This is a genomic window from Dyadobacter chenhuakuii (assembly GCF_023821985.2).
Lineage (GTDB): Bacteria > Bacteroidota > Bacteroidia > Cytophagales > Spirosomataceae > Dyadobacter > Dyadobacter chenhuakuii.
Genome location: NZ_CP098805.1, coordinates 4084680 through 4108568 on the forward strand (window position 1 = coordinate 4084680; position 23889 = coordinate 4108568).

22 protein-coding genes are annotated in these 23889 nt (G+C 45.8%); 10 read left to right on the top strand and 12 right to left on the bottom strand.

The genetic code is table 11. The annotated features are described in order from the left end of the window. Positions 1 to 29: 29 nt before the first annotated feature. The 5 genes from NFI80_RS16830 to NFI80_RS16850 form a co-directional block, all read right to left on the bottom strand. The gene (locus NFI80_RS16830) at positions 30 to 695 is read right to left on the bottom strand and encodes a bifunctional 4-hydroxy-2-oxoglutarate aldolase/2-dehydro-3-deoxy-phosphogluconate aldolase (RefSeq protein WP_235165310.1); all 666 of its coding nucleotides are present in this window, start codon (positions 693 to 695) and stop codon (positions 30 to 32) included. Between the two features lie 24 nt (positions 696 to 719). Beyond that, a complete protein-coding gene (locus NFI80_RS16835; protein WP_235165311.1) occupies positions 720 to 1715 on the bottom strand; it encodes a sugar kinase in 996 nt (331 codons plus the stop codon). A gap of 14 nt (positions 1716 to 1729) precedes the next feature. Beyond that, positions 1730 to 3154 (bottom strand): glucuronate isomerase, encoded by a 1425-nt coding sequence (uxaC, locus tag NFI80_RS16840; RefSeq protein ID WP_235165312.1) that lies wholly within the window; start codon positions 3152 to 3154, stop codon positions 1730 to 1732. A gap of 128 nt (positions 3155 to 3282) precedes the next feature. Further along, complete coding sequence (gene uxuA / locus NFI80_RS16845; RefSeq protein WP_235165313.1) at positions 3283 to 4473, bottom strand: mannonate dehydratase; 1191 nt, start codon at positions 4471 to 4473, stop codon at positions 3283 to 3285. 8 nt (positions 4474 to 4481) lie between these two features. After that, a complete protein-coding gene (locus NFI80_RS16850) occupies positions 4482 to 5093 on the bottom strand; it encodes an RNA polymerase sigma-70 factor (RefSeq protein WP_235161267.1) in 612 nt (203 codons plus the stop codon). Positions 5094 to 5369: 276 nt separating this feature from the next. Here NFI80_RS16850 and NFI80_RS16855 point away from each other — a divergent pair, with 276 nt between their 5' ends. Then, complete coding sequence (locus NFI80_RS16855) at positions 5370 to 6398, top strand: LacI family DNA-binding transcriptional regulator (RefSeq protein ID WP_233794884.1); 1029 nt, start codon at positions 5370 to 5372, stop codon at positions 6396 to 6398. A gap of 18 nt (positions 6399 to 6416) precedes the next feature. Here NFI80_RS16855 and NFI80_RS16860 read toward each other — a convergent pair whose 3' ends face one another. Next, the gene (locus tag NFI80_RS16860; RefSeq protein ID WP_082217289.1) at positions 6417 to 7697 is read right to left on the bottom strand and encodes a DUF349 domain-containing protein; all 1281 of its coding nucleotides are present in this window, start codon (positions 7695 to 7697) and stop codon (positions 6417 to 6419) included. A gap of 70 nt (positions 7698 to 7767) precedes the next feature. Here NFI80_RS16860 and ettA point away from each other — a divergent pair, with 70 nt between their 5' ends. From ettA to NFI80_RS16885, 5 genes are read left to right on the top strand one after another with little or no spacing between them, the layout of a single operon-like run. Further along, a complete protein-coding gene (gene ettA / locus NFI80_RS16865) occupies positions 7768 to 9435 on the top strand; it encodes an energy-dependent translational throttle protein EttA (protein WP_026629342.1) in 1668 nt (555 codons plus the stop codon). 23 nt (positions 9436 to 9458) lie between these two features. Further along, on the top strand, positions 9459 to 10841 hold the full coding sequence (locus NFI80_RS16870; RefSeq protein ID WP_235165314.1) for a UDP-N-acetylmuramate--L-alanine ligase: 1383 nt from the start codon (positions 9459 to 9461) through the stop codon (positions 10839 to 10841). Positions 10842 to 10873: 32 nt separating this feature from the next. After that, on the top strand, positions 10874 to 11470 hold the full coding sequence (locus NFI80_RS16875; RefSeq protein ID WP_026629344.1) for an LOG family protein: 597 nt from the start codon (positions 10874 to 10876) through the stop codon (positions 11468 to 11470). 19 nt (positions 11471 to 11489) lie between these two features. After that, positions 11490 to 13061 (top strand): OmpA family protein, encoded by a 1572-nt coding sequence (locus tag NFI80_RS16880; protein ID WP_235165315.1) that lies wholly within the window; start codon positions 11490 to 11492, stop codon positions 13059 to 13061. Positions 13062 to 13071: 10 nt separating this feature from the next. Beyond that, positions 13072 to 14313, top strand: coding sequence for a TCR/Tet family MFS transporter (locus NFI80_RS16885; protein ID WP_235161264.1), 1242 nt, complete (start codon positions 13072 to 13074; stop codon positions 14311 to 14313). Here the strand turns inward: NFI80_RS16885 and NFI80_RS16890 are convergent. The 3 genes from NFI80_RS16890 to NFI80_RS16900 form a co-directional block, all read right to left on the bottom strand. Further along, positions 14310 to 14921, bottom strand: coding sequence for a cytochrome c oxidase subunit 3 (locus NFI80_RS16890; RefSeq protein ID WP_235165316.1), 612 nt, complete (start codon positions 14919 to 14921; stop codon positions 14310 to 14312). The two genes, NFI80_RS16885 and NFI80_RS16890, sit on opposite strands and share 4 nt — an antisense overlap. 82 nt (positions 14922 to 15003) lie before the next feature. After that, positions 15004 to 15813 carry a 4-(cytidine 5'-diphospho)-2-C-methyl-D-erythritol kinase gene (gene ispE / locus NFI80_RS16895; protein WP_235165317.1) on the bottom strand — a complete coding sequence of 270 codons (810 nt, stop codon included), beginning with the start codon at positions 15811 to 15813 and terminating at the stop codon, positions 15004 to 15006. 9 nt (positions 15814 to 15822) lie between these two features. Beyond that, complete coding sequence (locus NFI80_RS16900) at positions 15823 to 17286, bottom strand: M28 family peptidase (RefSeq protein ID WP_235165318.1); 1464 nt, start codon at positions 17284 to 17286, stop codon at positions 15823 to 15825. A 318-nt stretch (positions 17287 to 17604) separates the two neighbouring features. Here NFI80_RS16900 and NFI80_RS16905 point away from each other — a divergent pair, with 318 nt between their 5' ends. Beyond that, positions 17605 to 19089 carry a xylulokinase gene (locus NFI80_RS16905; RefSeq protein WP_235165319.1) on the top strand — a complete coding sequence of 495 codons (1485 nt, stop codon included), beginning with the start codon at positions 17605 to 17607 and terminating at the stop codon, positions 19087 to 19089. A gap of 90 nt (positions 19090 to 19179) precedes the next feature. On the opposite strand, the gene NFI80_RS16910 is transcribed toward NFI80_RS16905, so the two are convergent. Next, positions 19180 to 19521 (bottom strand): single-stranded DNA-binding protein, encoded by a 342-nt coding sequence (locus NFI80_RS16910; RefSeq protein WP_235165320.1) that lies wholly within the window; start codon positions 19519 to 19521, stop codon positions 19180 to 19182. 257 nt (positions 19522 to 19778) lie between these two features. On the opposite strand from NFI80_RS16910, the gene NFI80_RS16915 reads away from it, so the two are divergent. Genes NFI80_RS16915 through NFI80_RS16925 form a run of 3 tightly spaced genes read left to right on the top strand, consistent with a single transcriptional unit; the run spans position 19779 to position 22596 of the window. Next, positions 19779 to 20135, top strand: coding sequence for a DNA gyrase inhibitor YacG (locus tag NFI80_RS16915; protein WP_233794874.1), 357 nt, complete (start codon positions 19779 to 19781; stop codon positions 20133 to 20135). Positions 20136 to 20168: 33 nt separating this feature from the next. Continuing rightward, complete coding sequence (locus NFI80_RS16920; protein WP_233794873.1) at positions 20169 to 21044, top strand: aldo/keto reductase; 876 nt, start codon at positions 20169 to 20171, stop codon at positions 21042 to 21044. 31 nt (positions 21045 to 21075) lie between these two features. Then, positions 21076 to 22596 carry a GH3 family acyl-acid amido synthetase gene (locus NFI80_RS16925; protein WP_235165321.1) on the top strand — a complete coding sequence of 507 codons (1521 nt, stop codon included), beginning with the start codon at positions 21076 to 21078 and terminating at the stop codon, positions 22594 to 22596. Here NFI80_RS16925 and NFI80_RS16930 read toward each other — a convergent pair. Next, entirely contained in the window at positions 22587 to 23171 is a 585-nt protein-coding gene (locus NFI80_RS16930) for a hypothetical protein (protein ID WP_235165322.1), read from the bottom strand. The genes NFI80_RS16925 and NFI80_RS16930 overlap by 10 nt on opposite strands. 58 nt (positions 23172 to 23229) lie before the next feature. Next, positions 23230 to 23811 (bottom strand): hypothetical protein, encoded by a 582-nt coding sequence (locus NFI80_RS16935; protein ID WP_235165323.1) that lies wholly within the window; start codon positions 23809 to 23811, stop codon positions 23230 to 23232. Between the last annotated feature and the right edge of the window lie 78 nt (positions 23812 to 23889).

Below are 23889 nucleotides of genomic sequence, written 5' to 3' on the forward strand. Positions count from 1 at the left end.
CGCTTTCAGTCATATTGAAAATTGAATGATCAGCTCGCTTTCCGGAACTGGGCAACCAGTGCTATGCTTTCAGCAACTTTCTGCTCGATCCAGGAATAGTTACCGGCTTCGATGATGTCTTTTGGAAATAAATTGGATCCCAAGCCAACCGCATAGGCGCCTGCTCCAAACCATTCGTTAATGCTTTCAGCAGTTGGCTGTACGCCCCCGGTTACCATGATTTTAACATTCGGCATAGGCCCGCGGATCGCTTTAATGAATTTGGATCCTACAACATCACCTGGAAAAAGTTTAACCACTTCGGCTCCTGCCTGCTGTGCGTTGTAAATCTCCGTTAATGTAGAAACGCCCGGAATCCAGGGAATGTTGGCTTTCGCACAAGCATATCCAACGGCAGGGTTAAGGCAAGGTGTTACAATGAAATCGGTCCCTGCATCGATGAATTTCTGTGCAGTTTCGGCATCATAAATGGTCCCTATGCCCATGGATAAGCCTGGCAAGCTCTCTTTTGTATAGGCAACCAGCTCAGTAAATACAGTAAATGCGTTTTCGCCGCGGTTTGTAAACTCAAACGCACGGGCACCGCCCCTGTAACTGGCATTGATAACCTCTTTCGCTATTTCTATATCACCATGATAAAACAGCGGCAGCACGCCGACCTGATTCAATAGTGTTAATGTTGTTTCTTTGTCCATATCATTCTTTTTTTGGAACGGTAATCAGCGTTTGATCCTACCCGAAGTTTCCCCCTGCCGGATCGCCTCAACCTCCTGAATTGTGGAAATCAATGCGTCCCCTTCGATCGTATGTTTCAACGCAGAGGCCGCAACGCCAAATTCAAGTGCTTTTTGCTGATCATTAAATGTAATCAATCCGTGTATCAAACCGGCAATGAATGCGTCTCCACCACCCACTCTGTCGATAATGGGGTTGATTTCAATATCAGCCGTTTCCAACAATTCTTTTCCGTTCCATAGATAAGCCCGTAAAAGGTTGTGTGACGCGCTGATGGAAGTCCGTTTTGTATCAACAACCGTCTTCACTTGCGGATAGGCCTTCTGTAAATTGACACAGGACTCTATAAAATCGTTTCCGCCGATGCCAAAAATCTCCTTTATATTTTCGCTGTTTGCGATCACAATGTCCGTTCCGGCAGTCAGTTCGGGGAGAATGTCAGATGGCTTTTTACCATATTTCCACAGATTTGCCCTGTAAAAAATATCACCTGAGACGGTTATTCCGTATTTCCGTGCTGTTTTAATTCCATCCAGAAGCGCGTCTGCTGCTCCCTGGGAAAGTGCCGGCGTAATGCCTGCCCAGTGAAACCATTTGGCATCTTTCAAAATGCTGTCCCAATCAATTTCCTTTGGGTCTATCTCGGCCAATGATGAGTTAGCACGATCATAAACGATCTGGCTGCCGCGCAGGGCCGCACCCATTTCAAGAAAATAAACGGCCATTCTGGGGCCTCCGTAAATGATGTGGGAGATGTCAACCCCGTGAAATTGAAGATATTGCGCTGCTGCCCGACCTATTGCCGAGTCAGGAAAACGCGTTACATGTGCCGTATGATGTCCCCAATATGCCAAAGCCGTAGAAACATTCGCTTCTCCGCCGGCATAGGTAACATTCAGTTGACGTGCTTGTTCAAAACGGGAAAAACCTGGTGTAGAAAGTCGCATGAGGACTTCTCCAAAAGAAACTATTTGAGCCATAGTTGCAAACCTACCTAAAATCCGAAATAATTACTTGCATTGCGATAAGAAATGTCCTGAACCACTTTTCCAAGCCATTGCATATCATCAGGAAGCTCACCATTTTCTACATCGCTGCCAATCATGTTGCAAAGGATCCTGCGGAAATATTCATGACGCGGGTAAGACAGAAAGCTCCTTGAATCGGTCAGCATTCCTACGAAACGGCTCAATAGCCCCATGTTGGAAAGTGCATTCATCTGGCGCTCCATTCCGTCTTTCTGATCAAGATACCACCAGCCGGAGCCAAACTGCATTTTGCCTGCAATGGTGCCGTCATTATAATTACCGGTCATCGTCGCCAACACTTCATTATCGGCTGGATTGAGGTTATAGAGGATGGTTTTGGTCAGCTGATTTGTGGAATCCAGTTTATTAAAAAACTTAGACATTGCAGAGGCCTGGCTGTAATCGCCGATAGAATCCCAGCCTGTATCCGGGCCGAGCTCCCGCAGCATACGCGCATTGTTATTTCGCAATGCTCCTAAGTGAAATTGTTGTGTCCACGATTTTGCATGATCCATTTTCGCAGTTTCAAAAAGCACCATAGATTTGAATGCTTCGCGTTGTGCATCGCCTGGAAGCTGTCCGTTGCGCGCCGCCGCAAACGCCGCTTTCGCAGCTTCTTCATCAAATGAGGCATAAATATGCTCCAACCCATGATCCGAAAGCTTGCCGCCCATGGATGCAAAAAAGTCGTGTCGGTTCTGCAAAGCTGCCAGGAGTTCTTCGTAAGAATTAATTTCTCCCGCCCCCGAAGCCGCTGCCAGCTTGGTAAGATATTGATTGAATTCTTCCGGCGAATCGATCAGCAACATTGCTTTATCAGGACGGAAAGTAGGCAGCACTTTAAGGTCAAAACCACTGTCTTTGATCGCCTGATGGTCAGAAAGGGAATCCGTAGGATCATCTGTTGTACAAACGATCTTCACATTCATTCGTTTCAAAAGATTCCTGACCGAAAAATCCGGCTGCTTCAATTTAGCCGAACATTCGTCATAGATCTCTCTTGCAGAATCTTTGTTTAGTAAAATATCAATGTCAAAATAACGTAGCAATTCTAGGTGCGTCCAGTGATACAGCGGGTTACGCATGGTGTAAGGCACCGTGATCGCCCATTGTTCAAACTTTTCCCAGTCGCTCGCATCACCCGTGCAATAGCGCTCATTAATCCCATTCGCACGCATCGCCCGCCACTTATAATGGTCCCCATATAACCAGATCTGCGTGATATTCTCAAACTGCTTATCCGCCGCGATCTGATCGGGAGGAAGGTGGCAGTGATAATCGATGATCGGCATCTCTTTGGCATAATCATGATAAAGAATGCGCGCAGTCTCCGAACGAAGCAGAAAGTCGTCGGATATGAATGTTTTTTGTGCAGTAGCGAATGTTGTCATACCCCCAACCCCCTAAGAGGGGGCTATTTTTTTAGTTATTTAAGATCAATACAAAGCAAAACGCAAGTCCCCTTTAGGGGATTTAGGGGCTAACCCCCAGCAGAAACGCAAAGTCCCCTTCAGGGGATTTAGGGGCCAATCCGCTCAATAGCATACTCCAACCCCCGTAACTCTGCCAAACCACGTAACCTTCCGATGGCAGTGTAACCCGGATTTGTCCTTTTAGTCCCTGAAAGATCGTCGAGCATTCTGTGACCGTGGTCCGGGCGGAACGGCATTCTTAAATCTGTCCTTCCGGCTTCGGTCCGGCGTCTTTGCTCTGATAGCAATGCTTTCATAACGCTATACATGTCCACATCGCCATCGAGGTGATCTGCTTCGTAGAAACTGCCGTCGTGTTCTCTTTTTGTGGCGCGTAAATGGATAAAATGGATCCGGTTGCCCAACCTGTCGACCATTCCGCTGAGGTCATTATCAGGTCTTACACCATATGAACCTGTACAAAAGCAAATGCCATTTGCCTCATGATCATATGCTTCCAATAATAACAATGCATCGTTTTCTGTGCTTACCACGCGTGGCAGTCCCAAAATTGGATACGGAGGATCATCGGGATGGATCGCAAGCCTTATCCCTGCCTCGGCTGCAACCGGCGCAATGGCCTGGATGAACTGGTATAAATGGGTCCGCAATTCCAGGTCACCCACATGCGCATATGCACTCAATGCCGTCCTGAATTCCTCAATGGTAAAGCTTTCCTCGGAGCCCGGCAAGCCTGCTATAATGTTCCTTACGAGCTTGTTAACTTCTGCTTCTCCCGCATGATCCAGCCAGCTTTTTGCTTTTTGCTTTTGCTCGCCGGTGTAGTCGTCTTCCGCCTCAGGTCTTCTCAAAAGATAAAGATCAAAAGCGGCAAACTGCGCTGCGTCAAACCGCAAACCTGTTGAACCATCCTTCATAGGGGCATCCAGATCGGTTCTTGTCCAGTCCAGAATAGGCATGAAGTTGTAGCAAACGGTGTCTATGCCGCATGCGCCCAGGTTCACCAATGTTTGCTGGTAATTTATAATGTATCGTTCAAAATCTCCGGTCCGGGTCTTGATCGCTTCGTGGACCGGGACACTTTCCACCACCGACCAGGTAAGGCCGGCTTGCTCGATCATTTCTTTGCGTGCTTGTATTTCAGCAACTTCCCACACTTCCCCGTTACGGATGTGGTGCAATGCGGTTACGATGCCTGTTGCCCCGGCTTGACGGACGTCCTGCAATGTGACAGGATCATTGGGGCCAAACCAACGCCATGTTTGTTCTAATGCCATATCTGAATTTATGCTACTAACCTATGTTCGGGAACGCGTTCGCGTAAGACTTTCAACGCCCGGCTCATCTGCGTTTCCACTGTTTTAACCGAAATTTCAAGCTTTTCAGCAATGTCACGGTAACGAAGGCCCTCTTCGCGGCTGAGCCGGAAAATCAGCTGACATTGCCTTGGCAAAGCCTTGATGCAACCTTCTACATGATCAAAAAACTCGTTGAATGTAAGTTCTTCGGCAGGCGAGAAATGGTCTGCATGCGTCAGGTTCCATTGTACGGAATCCAGTGATTCACGCTCATTTTGCCGGTGGATCCTCAGTTTAAGATAATCCAGCGCCTGATTTCTTACTGCTCTGTAAATGTAAGCCTGAAACGAAGTATGCACTTCAATCTGCTCGCGATTTTTCCAAAGTTTCACAAACACATCTGAAACCACTTCCTCCGCGATTTCCCGCGTAACCACCACACGCATTGCATAATTACAAAGCGACCGGTAATGATGCGTGAACAATTCACGGAAAGCATGATAATCTCCGGTTGCCACCACTTTGCCAAATAAACTTTCCAGCGCACTTTTCTGGGAATGGGCGGATGATAGGGTGTTGGTAAATGATTTTGCTTCCATTAATGAGCTAGGTTAATTATAGAAAATTTCCTGGATTCGTAGTGGTAAAAGGCATACTTGCCTCGTCAACAGTGAACCTAGTTTAACGATTGGTTCGTTGATACACAAAATTTAATCTTGAAAAAAATCAATAAATCTACGCAACCGTTCCCGGAACCGTTCCCGTTTTCGTAATTTTTCCCGGAACTTGGTGCACTCTTTGTAATTTGTGCAACAAATGCCGGTTAGCGCATTTTTTATACAAATTGTTGTAATTGTATTATTCCCATACATTCCATGAAGAAGGTCTCTATCACCATTAAGGAAATTGCCAGGCAGCTTAACATTTCCAAATCGACGGTTTCGCGGGCGCTGCGGGACAGCAGTGAAATCAGTGAGGAGACAAAAAATAAGGTCATTGAGCTGGCCGAAAAACTCAATTACTATCCCAATCCAATTGCTATTAGTTTGTTAAAAAACCGCACGCAAACCATTGGCGTCATTGTGCCTGACATTGCAAACCGGTTCTACTCGTCGGCCATCGGAGGCGTAGAGGACATTGCTTATAGCCGTGGCTATCACACGATGATTTACCAAAGCCATGAACAGCTCGAGCGCGAGCGTTCTGCATCACGGCACATTGCTTCACGGCGTGTCGATGGGCTTGTTGTGGCCATTTCAAGCCAGTCGGAGAACATTGATCATTTTGTTTCTTTGCAGGAACAAGGCATTCCGGTGGTATTTTTTGACCGTGTGAGTGACGCAATGCAAACGCATAAGGTGCGCGTGGATGACTACAAGGGCGCATTTGAAGCAACAGAACATTTGATTAAACGCGGTTGCAAGCGCATTGCACACATTGCCGGACCAAAACCAGTTTCCATCACGCGGTTCCGCTTGGAGGGTTATAAGGACGCATTAAGGAAACACAACATTGATTTTAAGGAAGAATGGGTGTTGCATAGTGAAATCACCCAGGCAGGCGGGACGGAGCGCACGTATCAGTTGATGGCGCTTCGGGAACGTCCTGATGCGATTTTCGGAGCGAGTGACCGGATCACCATGGGCATCCATTGGGCACTGCGGCAGCTGGGTTACCGCATGCCGGACGACGTGGCGGTGGTTGGTTTTTGTGATCTGGCGATGTCGTCATTGCTCGATCCGCCGGTGAGCTCGGTTACGCAGCCGTCATTTGAAATGGGCCAGCAAGCCACATCATTGCTTCTCGATCTGATAGAAAGCAAAAATACCCCGGCCGAATATGAGACCAGGGTATTGCCTTCCAATCTTGTTATTAATCAGTCCTCAATGCGGGTTGCTAAATAAGCGCTAGCCCGTATTTGACTAACCCGTAATCGTTTTCAATTTTCTTTCGAATTCTGAAAGGATCTTTTCTTTCATCTGAACCTTCCGCTTCTGAATATTGATGCGGCCGGCTGCCTGCTTGTCTTGCTCTGGATCGCCGGTGGCAGTCCTGTCAAATTCAAGTATGGCAAATTCCAGGTCACTTTTCTCGCGTTTGGCAAGCCATTCAAGTTCTCTGTATTTTGTTCTGAGCTGCTCTTCGGGGCTTTTCAGTTCAAATGCAGGATATTTGCGGCTGATCACACGGGCCAGATAGCTAAGCTCAAATATCTTATCGCAAACCATTCTGAAACGCTCTGCAAGCTCCTTATCTGCCATTTTGAAAGGGATTTTAATCTCCTTCCATTTGCTCAAAAGGACTTTTGCTTCCTGCGATGCCTCAATAATGTCTGGTGCACGAAGCAATGTTTCCGCTTGTTGCAGCAATTTCTGTTGTTCAACGATCCGTGGGTCAACGCGCACTTTGGGCTCGATTCCTTTGGCGAGATTATATTTATCATAGAACAATTTCAAGAAGTGCCTGTAAGCCTTATTCACCTTGAAAAAGCGCTTTGGCGGCACTTCACCAATGTTGTTCCAGGCATTCCGCACTTCCCTGGCTTTCTGATAAGCGTCGTCCAGATCGCGTGAATAACTCAGCGTTTTCGTGATCTTGATCAGCTTTTCATACTCTTCGATACGGAACTGGTTAATTTTATTCTGCTCGTCGAAATAATCCCTCCGGCGTTGGAAGAAATCGTCCAGGATTTGCTGGAAAGTCGTTTCCACTTCTTCCTGATATTCCTTCTCCACAGGCCCGGTGCGAATCCACTTGGCTTTGATTTCCTGAATCTGATCCGTTGCCGCCGTATAATCTTCGATAGCCGCCGCAACCTTTACATCTTCGATCAAAGCACGTTTGATTTCCAGGTTTTTAAGCTGGTTAACCTCGATCAAACCTTTCAGATATTCCTCTTTCTCTTCCAGTCTCTGCAACAATGGAACAAAGTCCCCGAGTGCATCAAAACCTTTAAGCTTACGTTGAAGCTGGATCAGCTTGGTAAGATAAGAACCCTTGTTAAGTGCCTCATCTATTTCTTGTTCCAACTGCTCCACTTTGTTCAGAACGATGTTAAAACGATTTTTAAAGTAATCAATCGCTTCCTGCTCAGTTCTCTTTACTTCTCCAATTTGCCGGTCGGGGAATTCCAAATACCCCTTTAAAAATACTTTGCTGTCTTTAACATAGCCGTATTCATCATTCAATGTGGCATTTTCCATTCTTTCAATTTTTTATCTGCTAAGTGTAGGGATAATAACGATATTTGTTATCGCACAAATTAAACAAAAAATGAGTAACGAAACCATTATTTTCTCAATGTCGGGGGTTAACAAAATCATTCCTCCAAACCGGCATATCATTAAAAACATCTATTTATCCTTTTTTTATGGTGCTAAAATTGGGGTTTTAGGTTTAAACGGATCAGGTAAATCAACGCTTTTGCGCGTTATAGCAGGAATTGATAAGGACATACAGGGAGACGTGGTTTTCTCTCCCGGTTACTCCGTTGGAATGCTTGAACAAGAGCCCAAACTGGATCCCACAAAGACTGTAAGAGAAGTTGTAGAAGAAGGTGTTCAGGAAATAGTTGACCTGTTAAAGGAATTTGAGCAGATCAATGAGGCATTCGGAGAAGAAGATGCGGACTTCGATAAGCTGCTGGAACGCCAGGGTGAAGTGCAGGAAAAGCTGGATTCAACAGACGCCTGGAACCTGGATAACCGACTCGAAATAGCGATGGACGCCCTGCGCTGCCCGCCTTCGGATACATTGGTTGCAACGCTTTCGGGTGGTGAAAAACGCCGGGTTGCATTATGCCGCCTGCTCCTTCGCCAGCCTGATGTATTGCTGCTGGATGAGCCTACCAACCACTTGGATGCGGAGTCGGTTTTATGGCTGGAAGAGCATTTGAGACAATATAAAGGAACGGTTATCGCCGTAACCCACGATCGTTACTTCCTGGATAATGTGGCTGGCTGGATTCTCGAACTGGACCGCGGCGAAGGCATTCCATGGAAAGGAAATTACACTTCCTGGCTGGAACAAAAGCAGGAACGTTTGAAGAAAGAAGAAAAAACAGAGTCAAAACGTCAGAAGACATTGCAGCGCGAGCTGGAATGGGTGCGTATGGGTGCGAAAGGACGCCAAGCCAAATCCAAAGCCCGTTTGGGTGCTTACGAGCGCTTATTGGGTGAGGAAGGGCGCGAGAAAGAAGAAAAATTGGAGATCTTTATCCCGGCGGGACCCCGTCTCGGGAACAAGGTCATCGAAGCGCACAATGTCTCAATGGGTTTTGGGGACAGGCTTTTATACGAGAACCTAAGTTTTGCATTGCCTCCCAACGGGATCGTTGGCATTATCGGGCCGAATGGTGCGGGTAAAACCACACTTTTTAAACTCATAACAGGGCAATTGAAACCATTGAGTGGACATTTCGATGTGGGCGACACGGTGGAACTGGCCTATGTGGACCAGGAACATGATAATCTGGATCCTGCCAAAACGGTTTACCAAAGTATTGCAGATGGCAACGACTGGATCATGATCGCAGGCAAGCAATCGAACGCACGGGCCTATGTAAGCCGTTTTAATTTTGGCGGCGGCGATCAGGAAAAGAAAGTCGGTAACCTGTCCGGCGGAGAAAGGAACCGCGTGCACTTAGCCATGACATTGAAGGAAGGCGGCAATTTACTTTTGCTCGATGAGCCTACCAACGACTTGGATATCAATACGTTGCGTGCACTGGAAGAAGGTTTGGAAAACTTTGCAGGCTGCGCAGTAATCATCTCCCACGACCGGTGGTTCCTGGATCGCGTAGCAACGCATATCCTTGCTTTTGAAGGTGATTCGCAGGTGTATTGGTTTGAAGGTAACTTCTCTGAATATGAGGAAAACCGTAAGAAGCGATTAGGCTCCGACCTGACGCCGAAGCGGATTAAATATAAGAAACTAGCTTAGTTAGAAACAGTTAATCATTATCAATGAGTCAGATTTCATCTCTGGATAAAATACATTTTATATCGATCGGCGGCAGCGTAATGCATAATCTTGCGATTGCCCTGCATTTAAAAGGTTTTGTAGTAACGGGGTCCGATGACGAAATATATGAACCCTCGGCAAGCCGCCTTTCTAAACATGAATTGCTTCCGGCGGTTACTGGCTGGTTTCCTGAAAAAATAACAGCCGATCTATCGGCTGTTATTTTGGGTATGCATGCCAGGCAGGACAATCCGGAGCTGGCAAAAGCAAAGGAACTAAGCATTAAGGTGTATTCATATCCCGAATATATTTTTGAACAAAGCGTAAACAAACAACGCGTGGTGATCGCAGGAAGCCATGGTAAAACGACCATTACTTCCATGATTTTACACGTTTTGAATCATAATAAGCGTGTTTTCAACTATTTGGTAGGTGCCCAGATCGAAGGGTTTGATAACATGGTGAAGCTTTCGGAAGAAGCACCGCTGATCGTGATCGAAGGCGACGAATATTTCACTTCGCCCCTCGATCCTACCCCGAAATTCATGCATTACCAGCCGCACATTGCTTTGATCAGCGGCATTGCCTGGGATCATTTCAATGTTTTCCCAACTTGGGAATCCTACGTGAAGCAATTTGAACTACTGGCCGACTCGTTGCCAAAAGCAGGCGGGATTATCTTCGATGAAACCGACGATATGCTGAATGTTATCGGGCAAAAAGAGCGTGCAGATGTTGTGAGCACACCCTATCATGCCCATCCCTACAAGATTGAAGATGGCAAAACAATCCTCATCACGCCTGATAATAAGGAAGTTCCTGTGCTGGTTTTTGGTAATCACAACATGAAAAATATCAGCGGAGCTTATGCAGTTTGTGAACGCCTGGGCATTACCGACGATGAATTTTATGAAGCCATTCAAAGTTTCAAAGGTGCTTCCAAACGCCTGGAACTGTTGGGTAAAAGCGAAACCGTCAACATTTACCGCGATTTCGCGCATGCGCCGTCAAAAGTAGAGGCTACGACAGCTGCATTGAAAGAACAATATCCGGAGCGCACATTGGTTGCCTGCGCAGAGCTGCACACATTCAGCAGCCTTAACAAAGCGTTTTTGAGCCAATATCGCAGAAAATTAAAGGCAGCAGACATTGCAGTGGTTTATTACAATCCGCAAACAGTTGAACACAAGCGCCTTGAACCGATCTCGGAAGAAGACATTCGCACAGCTTTCAAGCGCGACGATCTGAAAGTTTTTACCGATTCCGCGGAAATGGTGGCGTTCTTGAAAACATTAATTTGGGAAAATGCCAATCTCCTTTTGATGAGCTCAGGCACTTACGGCGATCTCGACTTAAAAGCGTTGGCAACAGAATTGCTTGATTAACAGAACCATACAGTAACACTATATATTAAACTATGCAATCAATCGTAGTCTATTGCGGTTCCAATCCCGGTAAAAAAACGATCTATGCGGAAACTGCGTACACGTTAGGCGCGGAGTTGGCAAAGCGAAACATCAGACTCATTTACGGCGGCGGCAACATGGGCCTAATGGGCCGCGTGGCGGACGGAGCCATGGAAAACAATGGTTCTGTGACCGGGATCATTCCCAACTTTCTTGCCAAACTTGAAGTAGCGCACAAAACGCTGACTGAAATCCACTTTACCGAAACCATGCATGAGCGTAAGGCTAAAATGGTTTCCCTTACGGACGGCGTTATTGCGCTTCCGGGTGGTTATGGCACATTTGATGAGCTTTTTGAAATACTAACCTGGTCGCAGCTGAAAATTTTCAAAGGGCCAGTCGGGCTTTTGAATGTTAGCGGATTTTACGATCTGTTGCTTTTGCAACTTGATAAAATGGTGGAGGAAGGATTTTTACACCCTGATAATCAAAAGCTTTTGGTGGTAGCTGACAATGCTGCTGACCTTTTGGAAAAAATGGAGGCATTTCGTGTACAAAACATAGAAAATAAGCCTCTGGATAAGTCGTTATATGTAGATAATAACTAAGTCACCCTTCCAAAAAACGATGCGCATTTCGACACTGGCCGTGCTGTTTCTTTCCGTTTCCCTTTGCGCCCATGCGCAGCTGGAAAATCTCGGAAAAACGGTAAACACCGAATACAATGAAATTAACCCCATTATTTCGCCTGATGGCAAGACCATCTACTTTTCAAGGGTAAGCCATCCGCAAAATACGCATGGCGCAAAGGGCAGTCAGGACATCTGGTTTTCGGAATTAAAAAACGACAAGTGGACGCAAGCCCGCCGCCTTCCCCAGCCGTTAAACAAGGAAGATTACAACAGTCTTTACAGCATTACACCCGATGGTAACACGTTACTGATCAAGGGCTCATACAAAAACGGTGTGTATGAAACGCGCGGATTTTCGACCAGCAAAAAAACGACACGCGGGTGGGCTGCTCCCAACAAGATTGATATTCCGGGTTATGCCAAAATCAGCAAAGGGCAGTTTGACTGCGGCTATCTTTCAACGGATGGTAAAACACTGGTGATGTCATTCAGCGAGAAAAAGAACAGCAAGGTGGACGACATTTATGTGAGTTTCAAGGCTAAAGATGGTTCCTGGTCCAAACCTATGAACCTGGGCAATGAGATCAATTCAGAAGAATTCACCGAAACAACACCTTTTCTCGCTCCCGACGGGGTAACATTGTATTTTTCGAGTGACCGCAAAGGCGGCCAGGGAAGCAACGACATTTATTACAGCAAACGCATTGATAAAACCTGGAAACGGTGGAGCAGGCCCGTAAACCTGGGTCCGGCCATTAATTCCGACGGTTATGACGCATACTATACCATTTCGGCCGTGGGCGATTACTCCTATATGGTCTCGTTTAAAGACACGGAGGGCAAAGGGGATGTGGTTCGTTATAACCTGAAACCGAAAGAGGTTCCCGGCGACACGGCCGAAGCCCCGATTGCCAGCGTTCCTGTCTCCGACCCTGTTGTCATGATCAGTGGTAAGGTAATTGACTCCAAAACAGGGAAACCTGTTGAGGCGACGATCATTTATGAAAGCCTGGCCGACGGTGAGGAAGTCGGAACCGCGACGACCAATCCAACCACCGGTGAATACAAAATCGTCCTTCCGTATGGTCAGAAATACAGCATGCGTGCCGTAGCGCCGGACTTTATTGCCGAAGGCGAGAACATTGACCTGAGTGATTCCACCGCTACCAAGGGTTTTAAAGAAATCACCAACAAATCTTTGAAGCTGATCCCGATCGAAGAAGGCCAGATTGTGCGGCTTAACAACATTTTCTTCGCCACAGGCAAGTCAACATTAAGCCCGGAGTCCTTTCCAGAATTGAACAGGATCGCCATTTCAATGACGGAAAATAAGACGCTGGCCATTGAATTGGGTGGGCATACAGACAACACCGGCAGCGCGGAATTCAACATTAAGCTATCCCAGGACCGGGCCGATTCTGTCCGGGAATATCTGATCGGAAAAGGAATCGAGCCGGACCGGGTAGGCAGCAAAGGTTATGGTGAGACGGTTCCGGTTGCCAAAAACGACACGCCCGAGGGCCAGCAGCAAAACCGCCGTGTTGAGTTCAAGATCTTAAAGAAATAACATCTCTCACATGAATGACAAACGTTCTCCCGCACTTGGTTTTATTTTTGTCACTCTGTTAATAGATGTAATCGGCCTCGGCATTATCATTCCGGTAATGCCCAAACTGATCAGCGAGCTCACCGGCGACAGCATTAGTGCTGCGTCCCGTGATGGCGGCTGGCTTTTATTTGCTTACGCATCCATGCAATTTCTTTGCGCGCCCATTATTGGCGGGATCAGTGACCGGTTTGGCCGCCGGCCTGTGTTGCTTGCCTCGTTGTTTGGTTTCGGCATTGACTACATTTTTCTTGCTTTTGCCCCTACACTCGCGTGGCTGTATGTCGGGCGCATCATTGCGGGTATCATGGGCGCGAGCTTCACAACTGGCGCCGCGTACATTGCGGACATCAGCACACCCGAAAAACGGGCGCAAAACTTCGGCTTGCTTGGTGCTGCGTTTGGCCTTGGCTTCATTATTGGTCCGGTTGTCGGCGGTTTGCTCGGTCAATATGGAACCCGCGTTCCGTTCATCGCTGCTGCTGCATTCTCCTTGTTAAACTGCCTTTACGGCTATTTTATCTTACCCGAATCACTTTCAGTCGAGCACCGCAGGAAATTTGAATGGTCACGGGCAAACCCGATTGGCTCCTTAAAAAACCTAAAACGATACCCAGTCATTTACGGATTGATATTCTCTCTTGGGCTGCTTTATGTAGCATTGCATGCGGTGCAAAGCAACTGGTCGTTTTATGTTATTGAAAAATTTGGCTGGGACGAGGCGCATATTGGCTATTCATTGGGCGCTGTGGGTGTGCTGAGTGCATTTGTACAAGGTTATTTAATACGGCTAATTTTACCGAAACTTGGGCAGAAGCGAGGTGTTTACATTGGTTTACTCCTGTATGCCGTTGGGTTTATATTATATGCATTTGCCACGCAGGGCTGGATGATGTACGCCTTTATGGTTCCTTACATTATGGGAAGCATTGCAGGGCCGGCGTTACAAGGCATCATTTCTACGCAGGTGCAACCCAATGAGCAAGGCGAAATTCAGGGTGCATTAACCAGCCTGCAAAGCCTGACATCCATCATTGGCCCACCATTAATGACCAATCTATTTTCCTTTTTCACGCAGCCTGCCGCGCCTGTCTACTTGCCGGGCGCACCCATGATTATGGCGGCTGTTCTCACATTACTGAGCACATTCCTTGCCAGAAGGAGCCTAAAACGTAATTTCTCAGGAAGCGTTAATAAAGAAGGATCGAACTAGTAAAGGACGATAAGGAAGAGAAATACAACGAGCCAGAGTGCACCGGTAAAGTGCCAGTATCTTGTCAACAACTTAATTTTTAACTTATTAGGTGCATTCACACTGTAAATGAACGAATCTATGTAAGTCCGGTTCTTAATCGCTTTTTGGAAAAGAATGCTTAAATAAATCACACCGGCAACGATATGCAGCAGGTGTAATCCGGTGAGGAGATAAACTAGCCCGCTGGAAGTTGTGACCCCTCCAAATACGCCTGCATTAAGCATTTCAGCCCATCCGCCAACTTGTAGTAAGATAAATGTGATTCCCAGAACGAGCGTTGCGCCAAGGAATACGCGGTAATGCAAAAAACGCTCACTCGCAAAAGCCAGGTTGGCTTCGTGTAATGTAATACTACTGAACAGGATCACTAATGTGCTGAGCCAGAACATATCTGGTAAAACCATCATATGCCCGGTTTCCCTTTGCACCCTCACCAGGAAAATAATGAAGATGGAAGTAAACAGCAACGAGCTTCCGACCACGCCCAGCCAAAGCATAAACCCGAGAGGTTCCCGCCGTTTGGTGAAAGGGTTTTCCTTTAATTTGGTCGTTGGTTTGGCGCTCATTTACAACTCTTTCTCTAATGGTTTGCAAGCGGGAGGTGAATATAACTACTATTTCCCGCGTTTTGTAGCCTGCTAATATTTTTTAATCCAATGGCCCTTGCCAGACTTTGTAATCGGCAAAATGCTTCTGCAAATCCTTTTCCAGCTCAAATATTCCAAACAAGGTTGACCCCGAACCGCTCATAGCAGCATACAAGGCTCCTTGCTGATACAATGCTTCTTTTATTTCTCCTAAGAGAGGATATATAGGGAAAAGCGTTGCTTCAAAATCATTTTTTACTTTAAACTTCCAATTTTCTATCGGCTCTTTCAACACATTATGCAGATCATGCTCACTCCGTTTCGGGACAATGCCTGAATATGCTTCAACAGTTGAAATATGCAAACCGGGATTTACCAGAACAATGCACTTTCCCTTCAAATTCAGGTCGATATCCTCAAATTCATCCCCTTTCTGAAAACAATAAGCAGGCTTGTTCGAAATGAAAAAAGCGCAATCACTCCCTAATCTACGTGCGTAATCAAGCTGTTTTTCAAAAGATATTTTAAGGTCAAACTGCTCATTCAACGCCTTTATCACAAATGCAGCATCCGCCGAACCTCCACCAAGCCCCGCTCCGATCGGAATGCTTTTTAATAAATGCATTTTCACTGCCGGCAAAGCATAATCTGCTGCGATCATTTGATAAGCCTTTGTACAAAGGTTATCAGATGAATTTCCCGGGATCACTATTCCATCACTTCGGAAGGAAAATTCGTCTGCCAACGTTATCTCCAGCGCGTCGGACCAGCCAACGGGATAGAAACAAGATTCAATATTATGGTAACCGTCAGCACGTTTTTCAACGATATTGAGGCCTATGTTAATTTTTGCGTTCGGAAATACAAGCATTACTAGGTTTTATTGTTCCCACCGCCACTCCTGCCCGATGACCAATTCTTCCTTCAACCCCTGTGAGATCAGAAAATCCCTCGTTTTGGTATCGGAAAGCTTGGAAACGGCTATGGTTTCGGTGTTTGCCAGCGCATATAAATACATGGACGCAATGCGAACGGTATTTTCAAACTGATCTTTGTTTACAAGACTAAAATCATCACAATCAGCGTGGTAACATTGCAAAACATTCGGATCCAGATGACCGGATAATCCTGCTATGGGAACGCCTTCAAGCATGAATGGCTGATGGTCGCTGTGCAAGCCAGCACGGTTAGACGATTCGTTCTTAAAGCTTTGGTCTACATGCTGAATGGCACTGCCTACACCTGTAAAGAACTCGTTCATTTCGTCCCTTCCAAAAGCATTAACGCCTTTCGGATCGTTTGTCATATCCAGGTTCATCATATAACTCACCTTATTAATCTCTCCCGATTTCTTCAGTTCGCCCACGAAGTGCTTTGATCCCAAAAGGCCCTGCTCTTCGCCCATGAATAATACAAACTGAATCGTGCGCTCGGGCTTCAGTTTCAACGCTTTGAAGGTCCTGGCAATATCCATTACTGCAAATGATCCTATGCCATTGTCGATTGCGCCGGTGGCCAGGTCCCAAGAATCCAGGTGGCCGCCGATGATCACTTTCTCATCTGTTTTTCCTCTTAATGTCGCAATCACATTCCTTGCTTTGATCGGTTTCGAAATGTTGTGCATATCAATGTGCGCTTCCAGCGGGCCCTCCTCTTTCAGCCATTTGCGAAGCTCACCGCCGCTTTCGTTTGAAATACAAACCGCCGGAATCGAAATGATAGCACCAGTTACAGAAGCTGTTCCCGTAAGCAAGATCTTGCCCGGCGCTCCATTAACCATGATCACACCAGTTGCGCCATATTTGATTGCCAAAGCCGTTTTCTCTGAACGGTGCAGGTTTTTCTTACCAGGAGATCCTACTAAGTTAATGTTCGCAAGAGCTACTTTGCCTTTTATTCGCTCTTTAATCGCCTCAAAGTCTTCTTCAAGACCATTGCCTACATCCACGATTTCTCCCTGAAGTTTGGATTCCACAGGTGAGTGGGCCAGTGAAACAACCGGAACTTCTCTGAAATTATCGCTGCTGCTTGGTGCAATAGACAATGTTACCGTATCGCGCATCCACGCTTCAACCTCAAATGGCTGAAAGGCAACATCAGTAAACCCGTAACTTTTCAGGAGCTGAAATGCATATTCTTCGGCTTTTTCTCCATTCACACTGCCGGTAAGCCTATGCCCGATCGTTTTTGTTGCTTCACCAAGCGTCTGGTACGCTTTGCTGTTCTTTCTTACCTCACTATCCAGCCGGGAGAAGGGTTTTTCCCACTTTTTTTCGATGGGACGGAATCCGGCGAACATCACAATAAAGCCACCAATCAAAACCACTTGTACAATTTTTTTCATAATACCCATTGACGGATGCTCCGTTTTCTTAAAATTTACACCTTGAAATTAACAATCAGCTATTTGGTGCTTTGCTTCGATAACACAAATAAGACTACAAATAGATTCAAATTGTTTCAATATCTTCATTAAAATAGTGAATTTTTCCGGCACTGGATATCTTTTTCGTTTTTCGTGGTAAAAGCGGTTAGACAGTAAGAAAATAAATAAGTGTAATATTTACACTTAACAGTTTGCTTTTTCAAAACCGAGGGAACATTTTTGTATTTTTTTCGGCTTATATTTAAATATTACAGCAATTTTAATCATAATAGCACAATGTATTTCCTGGGATTCGATTTAGGCAGTTCGTCCGTAAAAGCATGTTTGATCCACGCAGACTCGGGAGCAGTGGCTGCCGCTGCATTTTATCCTGAACGGGAAATGACGATCGCCGCACCCAAGCCGGGCTTTGCGGAGCAACAGCCTGAAATGTGGTGGCAGAATGCCTGTCTGGCTTCAAAGGCAGTAATCCAGAAAGCTGGCATTTCACCGGACGAGGTTGGCGCGATCGGGATATCATATCAAATGCACGGTTTGGTGGTTGTAGACAAGGACATGAATGTGTTGCGTCCATCCATCATCTGGTGCGACAGTCGCGCCGTTGAGGTTGGAAATAAGGCAATGGAAGCATTGGGCGAAGAATACGTGCTTCCGCACCTGCTTAATTCTCCTGGCAATTTCACGGCATCCAAATTGGGTTGGGTTAAGGAAAATGAACCTGATGTTTATGCAAAGGTTTATAAATTCATGCTTCCGGGCGATTACCTGGCGGCACGCATGACCGGCGACATTGTTACCACGCCATCGGGGTTATCCGAAGGTATTTTCTGGGATTTTGTCAATGACCGGCCGGCAGATTTCCTTTTCGATTACTTTGGTTTCAATCACGAGATTATGCCGGAGGTTTTACCCACATTCTCGGAACAAGGGAAAGTTACGGCATCCGCAGCGGAAGCATTGGGACTTCGCGCTGGCATCCCTGTCACTTATCGCGCGGGTGATCAGCCTAATAATGCATTCTCGCTGAATGTCCTCGAACCGGGCGAAGTTGCGGCAACTGCCGGAACATCCGGCGTGGTTTATGGCGTGAGCGATCAGGTGAAATTTGACGCAAAATCCCGTGTAAATACATTCCTGCACGTAAACCCCATATCAAAAGCATCGCGTTACGGCGTATTGCTTTGCGTGAACGGCACCGGAAGTCTGAACGGCTGGCTGCGCAATTCGTTGTTCCAAGGCAATGTTTCCTATCCCGAAATGAATGCACTTGCTTCACAGGCCCCTGTCGGCGCTGATGGGCTGTTCTGTCTTCCTTTCGGAAATGGTGCAGAACGGATGCTTGAAAACCAGGATCCCGGAAGCACATTCAAAGGCTTACAATTCAGCCGCCACGGTCTGAACCACTACACACGCGCTGCACAGGAAGGCATTGTTTTCGCCTTGTACTACGGCATGGAAATCATGGAAACCGTTGGCGTATCCCTGAAAAATATCCGTGCAGGTGAGGCAAACATGTTCCTGAGCCCCGTTTTCCGAGAAACATTTGCCAATGTCTCCGGGGCAACTGTGGAACTCTACAACACAGATGGCGCCCAGGGCGCTGCCCGTGCAGCAGGATTCGGACTCGGTTATTACCAAAACCGGTCTGAGGCATTTGTAGGCCTGTCTGCATTAAGCACCATTGAACCTGACCAAGCACTGACAGAAGCCACCAAGGAAGCTTACGGCAACTGGAAAGCAGCGTTGGAAAACAGCCTGTAACATCATTCCTGGTCTTAGTAACCTCCTTGTTGTTAAGACCAGGCTTTTTCTTCCGCACTCCCGCTAGACCATTGGCAGCTAGCATTCGTTTTAAGCATTCGCCTCCTGCGGCTCTTTTCTGACAATCTCCTCCACTTTAAAAGCCACAATTTCCACCGCCCGCACTGGTTGATTATCCTTATTTATGTACTGGCGATAACTTAGTTTTCCTTCCACAGACACCATTTTTCCTTTTTCAAGCATAGCTTCGCAACGCTGCGCAAGCGGTCCCCACGCAATAATTGAATGCCATGAAGTCGATTTGACCTCCTCTTTGTTCTTATTGATATAATTTTCATCCGTTGCCAGCGAAAAAGTTACCGCTCTTCCGCCTTCAAACTCCTTCACATTAATTTCCCGCCCTACATTTCCGATTAGCTTTACTGAATTCATAATTTCTGTTTGTTTAAAAATGAATACTTAACCTTACAAATCGATCGTGATCAATCGACAATGCAAATGTGCTGGATCGGTGGGATACGATTCGGTTATTAACTATTTACAGTCAGGTACAAGCATTTGCAGCCGTTTGCAAACGGGTAAATCCGTTAGTTTATCGCTGAAAAAGTAATTTTGCTATATTGCACTAAGAGATCACATATGCACACTTACCGGATTCCGTAAAGCGGATCTGAATAAACGTTGACAAAATGAAGAATTGCCTGGAATGCGGGAAACCACTGATGGGGAGGGTAGATAAAAAATTCTGCTCGGATATGTGCCGGAACAGCTACAATAACCGGTTAAATTCAGATTCTTATAACATCGTCAGGACCATGAACAACCAGCTCCGGAAAAATCGCCGGATACTGGAAGAAATCTGCCCCGAAGACAAAATCAAAACAACAAAAAGCCTGCTGACAGGCAAAGGATTCGACTTTAATCTCATCACCAGCATTCGCCCAACACTCAAAGGGAACATTTACCATTTTGTGTATGATTACGGTTATCTCGAACTGGAAAACGATATTTATCTGATCGTAAAAGATAAACGTTTGGATAAATAGATATTTTTGCACCAGCATTCAAACATCCGCCTTATGAAAAAAGTTAGTTTAAGCGACTCTGGCCCCAAAGTTTCCGAAGCAATTTACGGCTTCTGGAGGTGGACAGACGAAGGTGCCCAAACCACGTCTCAAATTGAAAAAACTGTCAATCTCTGTCTGGAACTGGGTATCAATACTTTTGATCATGCCGATGTTTATGGAGATACTGCGATTGAAGAGCATTTCGGGAAAGTAGTTCAGAATAAATCTTTTAAAAGAGACGAAATCGTCTTGTTTGGCAAATGCGGGATCAGAAAATCTGCTGATAAAAACCTGACTTATTACGACACATCCCGTGACCACATTGTCAACAGCATTAACGGATCGCTGAAACGCCTCAAGACGGATTATCTCGACATTTTTTTACTGCATCAAAGTGATTTTCTGGCCGATCCGGAAGAAACAGCGACAGCGCTTGCAGAAATTGTAAAGTCAGGAAAAACGAAACATATCGGCGTTGCCAACTTTACCGTTTTCCAGCATCAGTTGCTGGCTTCCTATTTGAGGATCCCGATCGTTACCAATCACATCGAGTTAAATTTGATGAATACGACGGCTATTGAAGATGGTCGTATCGATTTTATCAAACAAAATTTCAGCAAGCCGCTCGCATGGGCACCGCTCGCGGGTGGAAAAATTCTGAACGGAACAGAAGAAAAAGCTGTGCGCCTTAGAGCCAAACTTGATGAGATCGGTAAAAAATACGATGCAAATATCGAGCAAACTGCCGTTGCCTGGCTGATGAGACTGGGGACTCTGCCCATTATCGGCTCACTTTCTGAAACACGCATCAGAAATGGCGCAAGCGCATCGGATATAAAACTGAGCCACGAAGACTGGTACGAAATTTACCATGTTGTAAGCAAATAATGATTTTGGTCAATTAAAAGCACAACTAAGCATGGCGGTAATCGGAGAACTGATAAAAAAGGCAATTGATTTTACAGGAATGATTACCAGTGATCCTGATCCTGTCAAAGCTCAGGAAAAAGTTTTACGAAACCTGCTTGAAACTGCTAGATTGACCGCTTTTGGCAAAGCTTATGACTTTTCGGAGCTTCTGAAAGCTGATAATATTGTTGCTGCGTTTCAGGACAAAGTGCCCGTTCACGATTATGACAAAATGTTCGGTGAATGGTGGCACTATCTGCTTGAAGGCCACCAGAATGTGACCTGGCCCGGCGGACAGCAGTATTTTGCGCTGAGCAGCGGGACCACAAGTGCCAGCAAATACATTCCTGTTACTGATGATATGTTAACCGCGATCAGAAAAGCAGGCATTTCAGAAATTACGAACATTCATGCATTCAATTTGCCCGGTGATTTTTTTACCAAACAGATTTTAATGCTGGGCAGCAGCACTTCCTTAATCCAGAAAGACGACCACCAGGAAGGTGAGATCAGCGGGATCAGTGCCAGTAACCTGCCGACCTGGTTTGGCGGATTTTACAAGCCGGGGAGAGAAATTGCAGATATTGCCGACTGGGACGAGCGCGTGAAAAGAATTGCAGAAGAAGCCCCAAAATGGGATATCGGATGCATTTCAGGAATTCCGGCATGGGTTGAGTTAATGCTGAAAGAGATTATCAGCCATAATAAGTTGAACAACATTCATGAAATATGGCCGAATCTGATGGTTTATACAACCGGTGGAGTCGCATTTGAGCCTTATCGGAAGAGCCTTGAACAATTATTCGCTCATCCGCTTGTTTACATTGACACCTATCTGGCCTCCGAAGGGTTTATCGCTATTCAAAAACGCCCTGATACAAACTCCATGGCGCTTTTTCCTGATAACGGCATCTTTTATGAATTTGTGCCCTTCAATGGCGACCATGTGGATGAAAACGGTTTGGTGAAACCCGGTGCGCCTGTCTTGTCTCTGGCAAATGCAGAGGAAAATGTCGAATATGTATTGTTATTATCCACAGTATCAGGCGCATGGCGCTATATGATCGGCGATACGGTACAAATTACAGACAAGGCAAAAGCCGAAATAAAAATCACCGGTCGCACCAAGCATTTTCTGAATGTAGTAGGTTCGCAACTTTCAGTGAATCAGATGAATGATGCATTGCGGGTTCTCGAACAGGAATATAATGTGGTGATCAAAGAATTTATCGTTGCAGCTGTACACAGAGGAGAGGATTATATTCACAAATGGTTTTTAAGTTGTGATAAGTCACCGGATCCTATTAAAGTTGCTGAATCATTGGATAAAACGCTTCGGGAAAATAATAAGAACTATAATGTAGCGCGTGGACGTGCTTTGAAGGGCATCGAAACGGAACTGATCCCGGAAGATATTTTCTATAAATGGAGCGAAGGGACTAAAAAACTCGGTGGGCAGGTAAAAATCCCACGCGTGATGAAAGAAGAAGACTTTCTTGAATTTGAATCCTTTGTCAGGAATTACTCCTGACCTTCCTTTTTTTGAGCATTGAGCTGAGCAGCTTCCAGTTTTCTGACTTGCTCCATAATGTCGTCCGGTGAAAGATACAGCCGGGCGATTTTGCTTTTATATTTCTCCGACAAACTCGCGTGATTGAGTATAAAACGCTTTGTCTTAACGATATAGCTTCCCAGTCCATGATTCACTGCATAGGTGTCGGCGACTCTTTCCGCTTGCTGGATATATTTGGTTGAAAATAAATAACCAATCCCAAACCGCATCATTCCTATAACATCCCTCTTTTCATAATCCATCACATGACCCAGTTCGTGGCCTATCCAGCCAACCATAATGTCCGGCGGAATCTGGTGAATCGGGATCGCGGAAGTAGTTAAACGGAAAAGCGCACTAATATTAATGTTATAGCCACGTTTTGTCCCAAACATCGTCCCAATTTTGGGTTGCGCCTGCATGACGGATCGCTTAATGTTGCGCTTGAACACAAAATCAATCCGCGTCTCCCGCAACTCAGGGTAAAAAGACAAAGCCTTTAAAACCTCATTCTCAATAACTTTCGGAATTGTCTTATTAATAGGAGCTTGCATGGAGAAAAGGAGCAGCGATTTTTACTTTAATTCTTTAAAAAAGTATTCCGGACATAAATCAATCCTTCAACTGCTTCGCATCCAGCTTTCTGATGATGTCTTTTTTGTTGAACAATAGTCGCCATACTGCGAATGGTGTTTCGTCTTTTGGGAGGCATGATTTGCAGATGATGCTTTCTACAGGGACGGGCACATTGTAGACCAGTAGTGTGTCGCTGAGTTGCTGGAGATTGTCGCTGGCGACGGATTTGCTTTTGGCGCTGTAAAGATATGCGTCAAGCAATTCCCGCTCTTTTGGCGCGAGGTCCGGATTTTTAAGATCGGTCATATCCAGAAGCTCAACTTTAACACCATATTCTTTCTGCAATGCGGCAACAACCGGGATTTCGGCTAATTTTTGGCAGATTTCTCCGGCTTTTTCCGGATGCCTTTCCAATTCGTTGGCCAGCGCCTTTTCAGCGATCTTAGCGATTTTTTTACCCCAGGCATCGGCCGAATAAATAAGCTGCGTGTTGGTCACACGTTTTATTTTTGACGCATTTATTTCGTTAGACAGCTCCTTCGTATTCTCAACGCGGTTTCCCGTATCGCAGCCCGTCATAAATATGATCAGCGCCGCAACAACCAATATTTTTTTCATTTCCATGCACATTATAAATGGGTAACAGTATTCCGAAGCATCTAATTCACAAGCCCGCCGATATCTCAGAAAACCTTC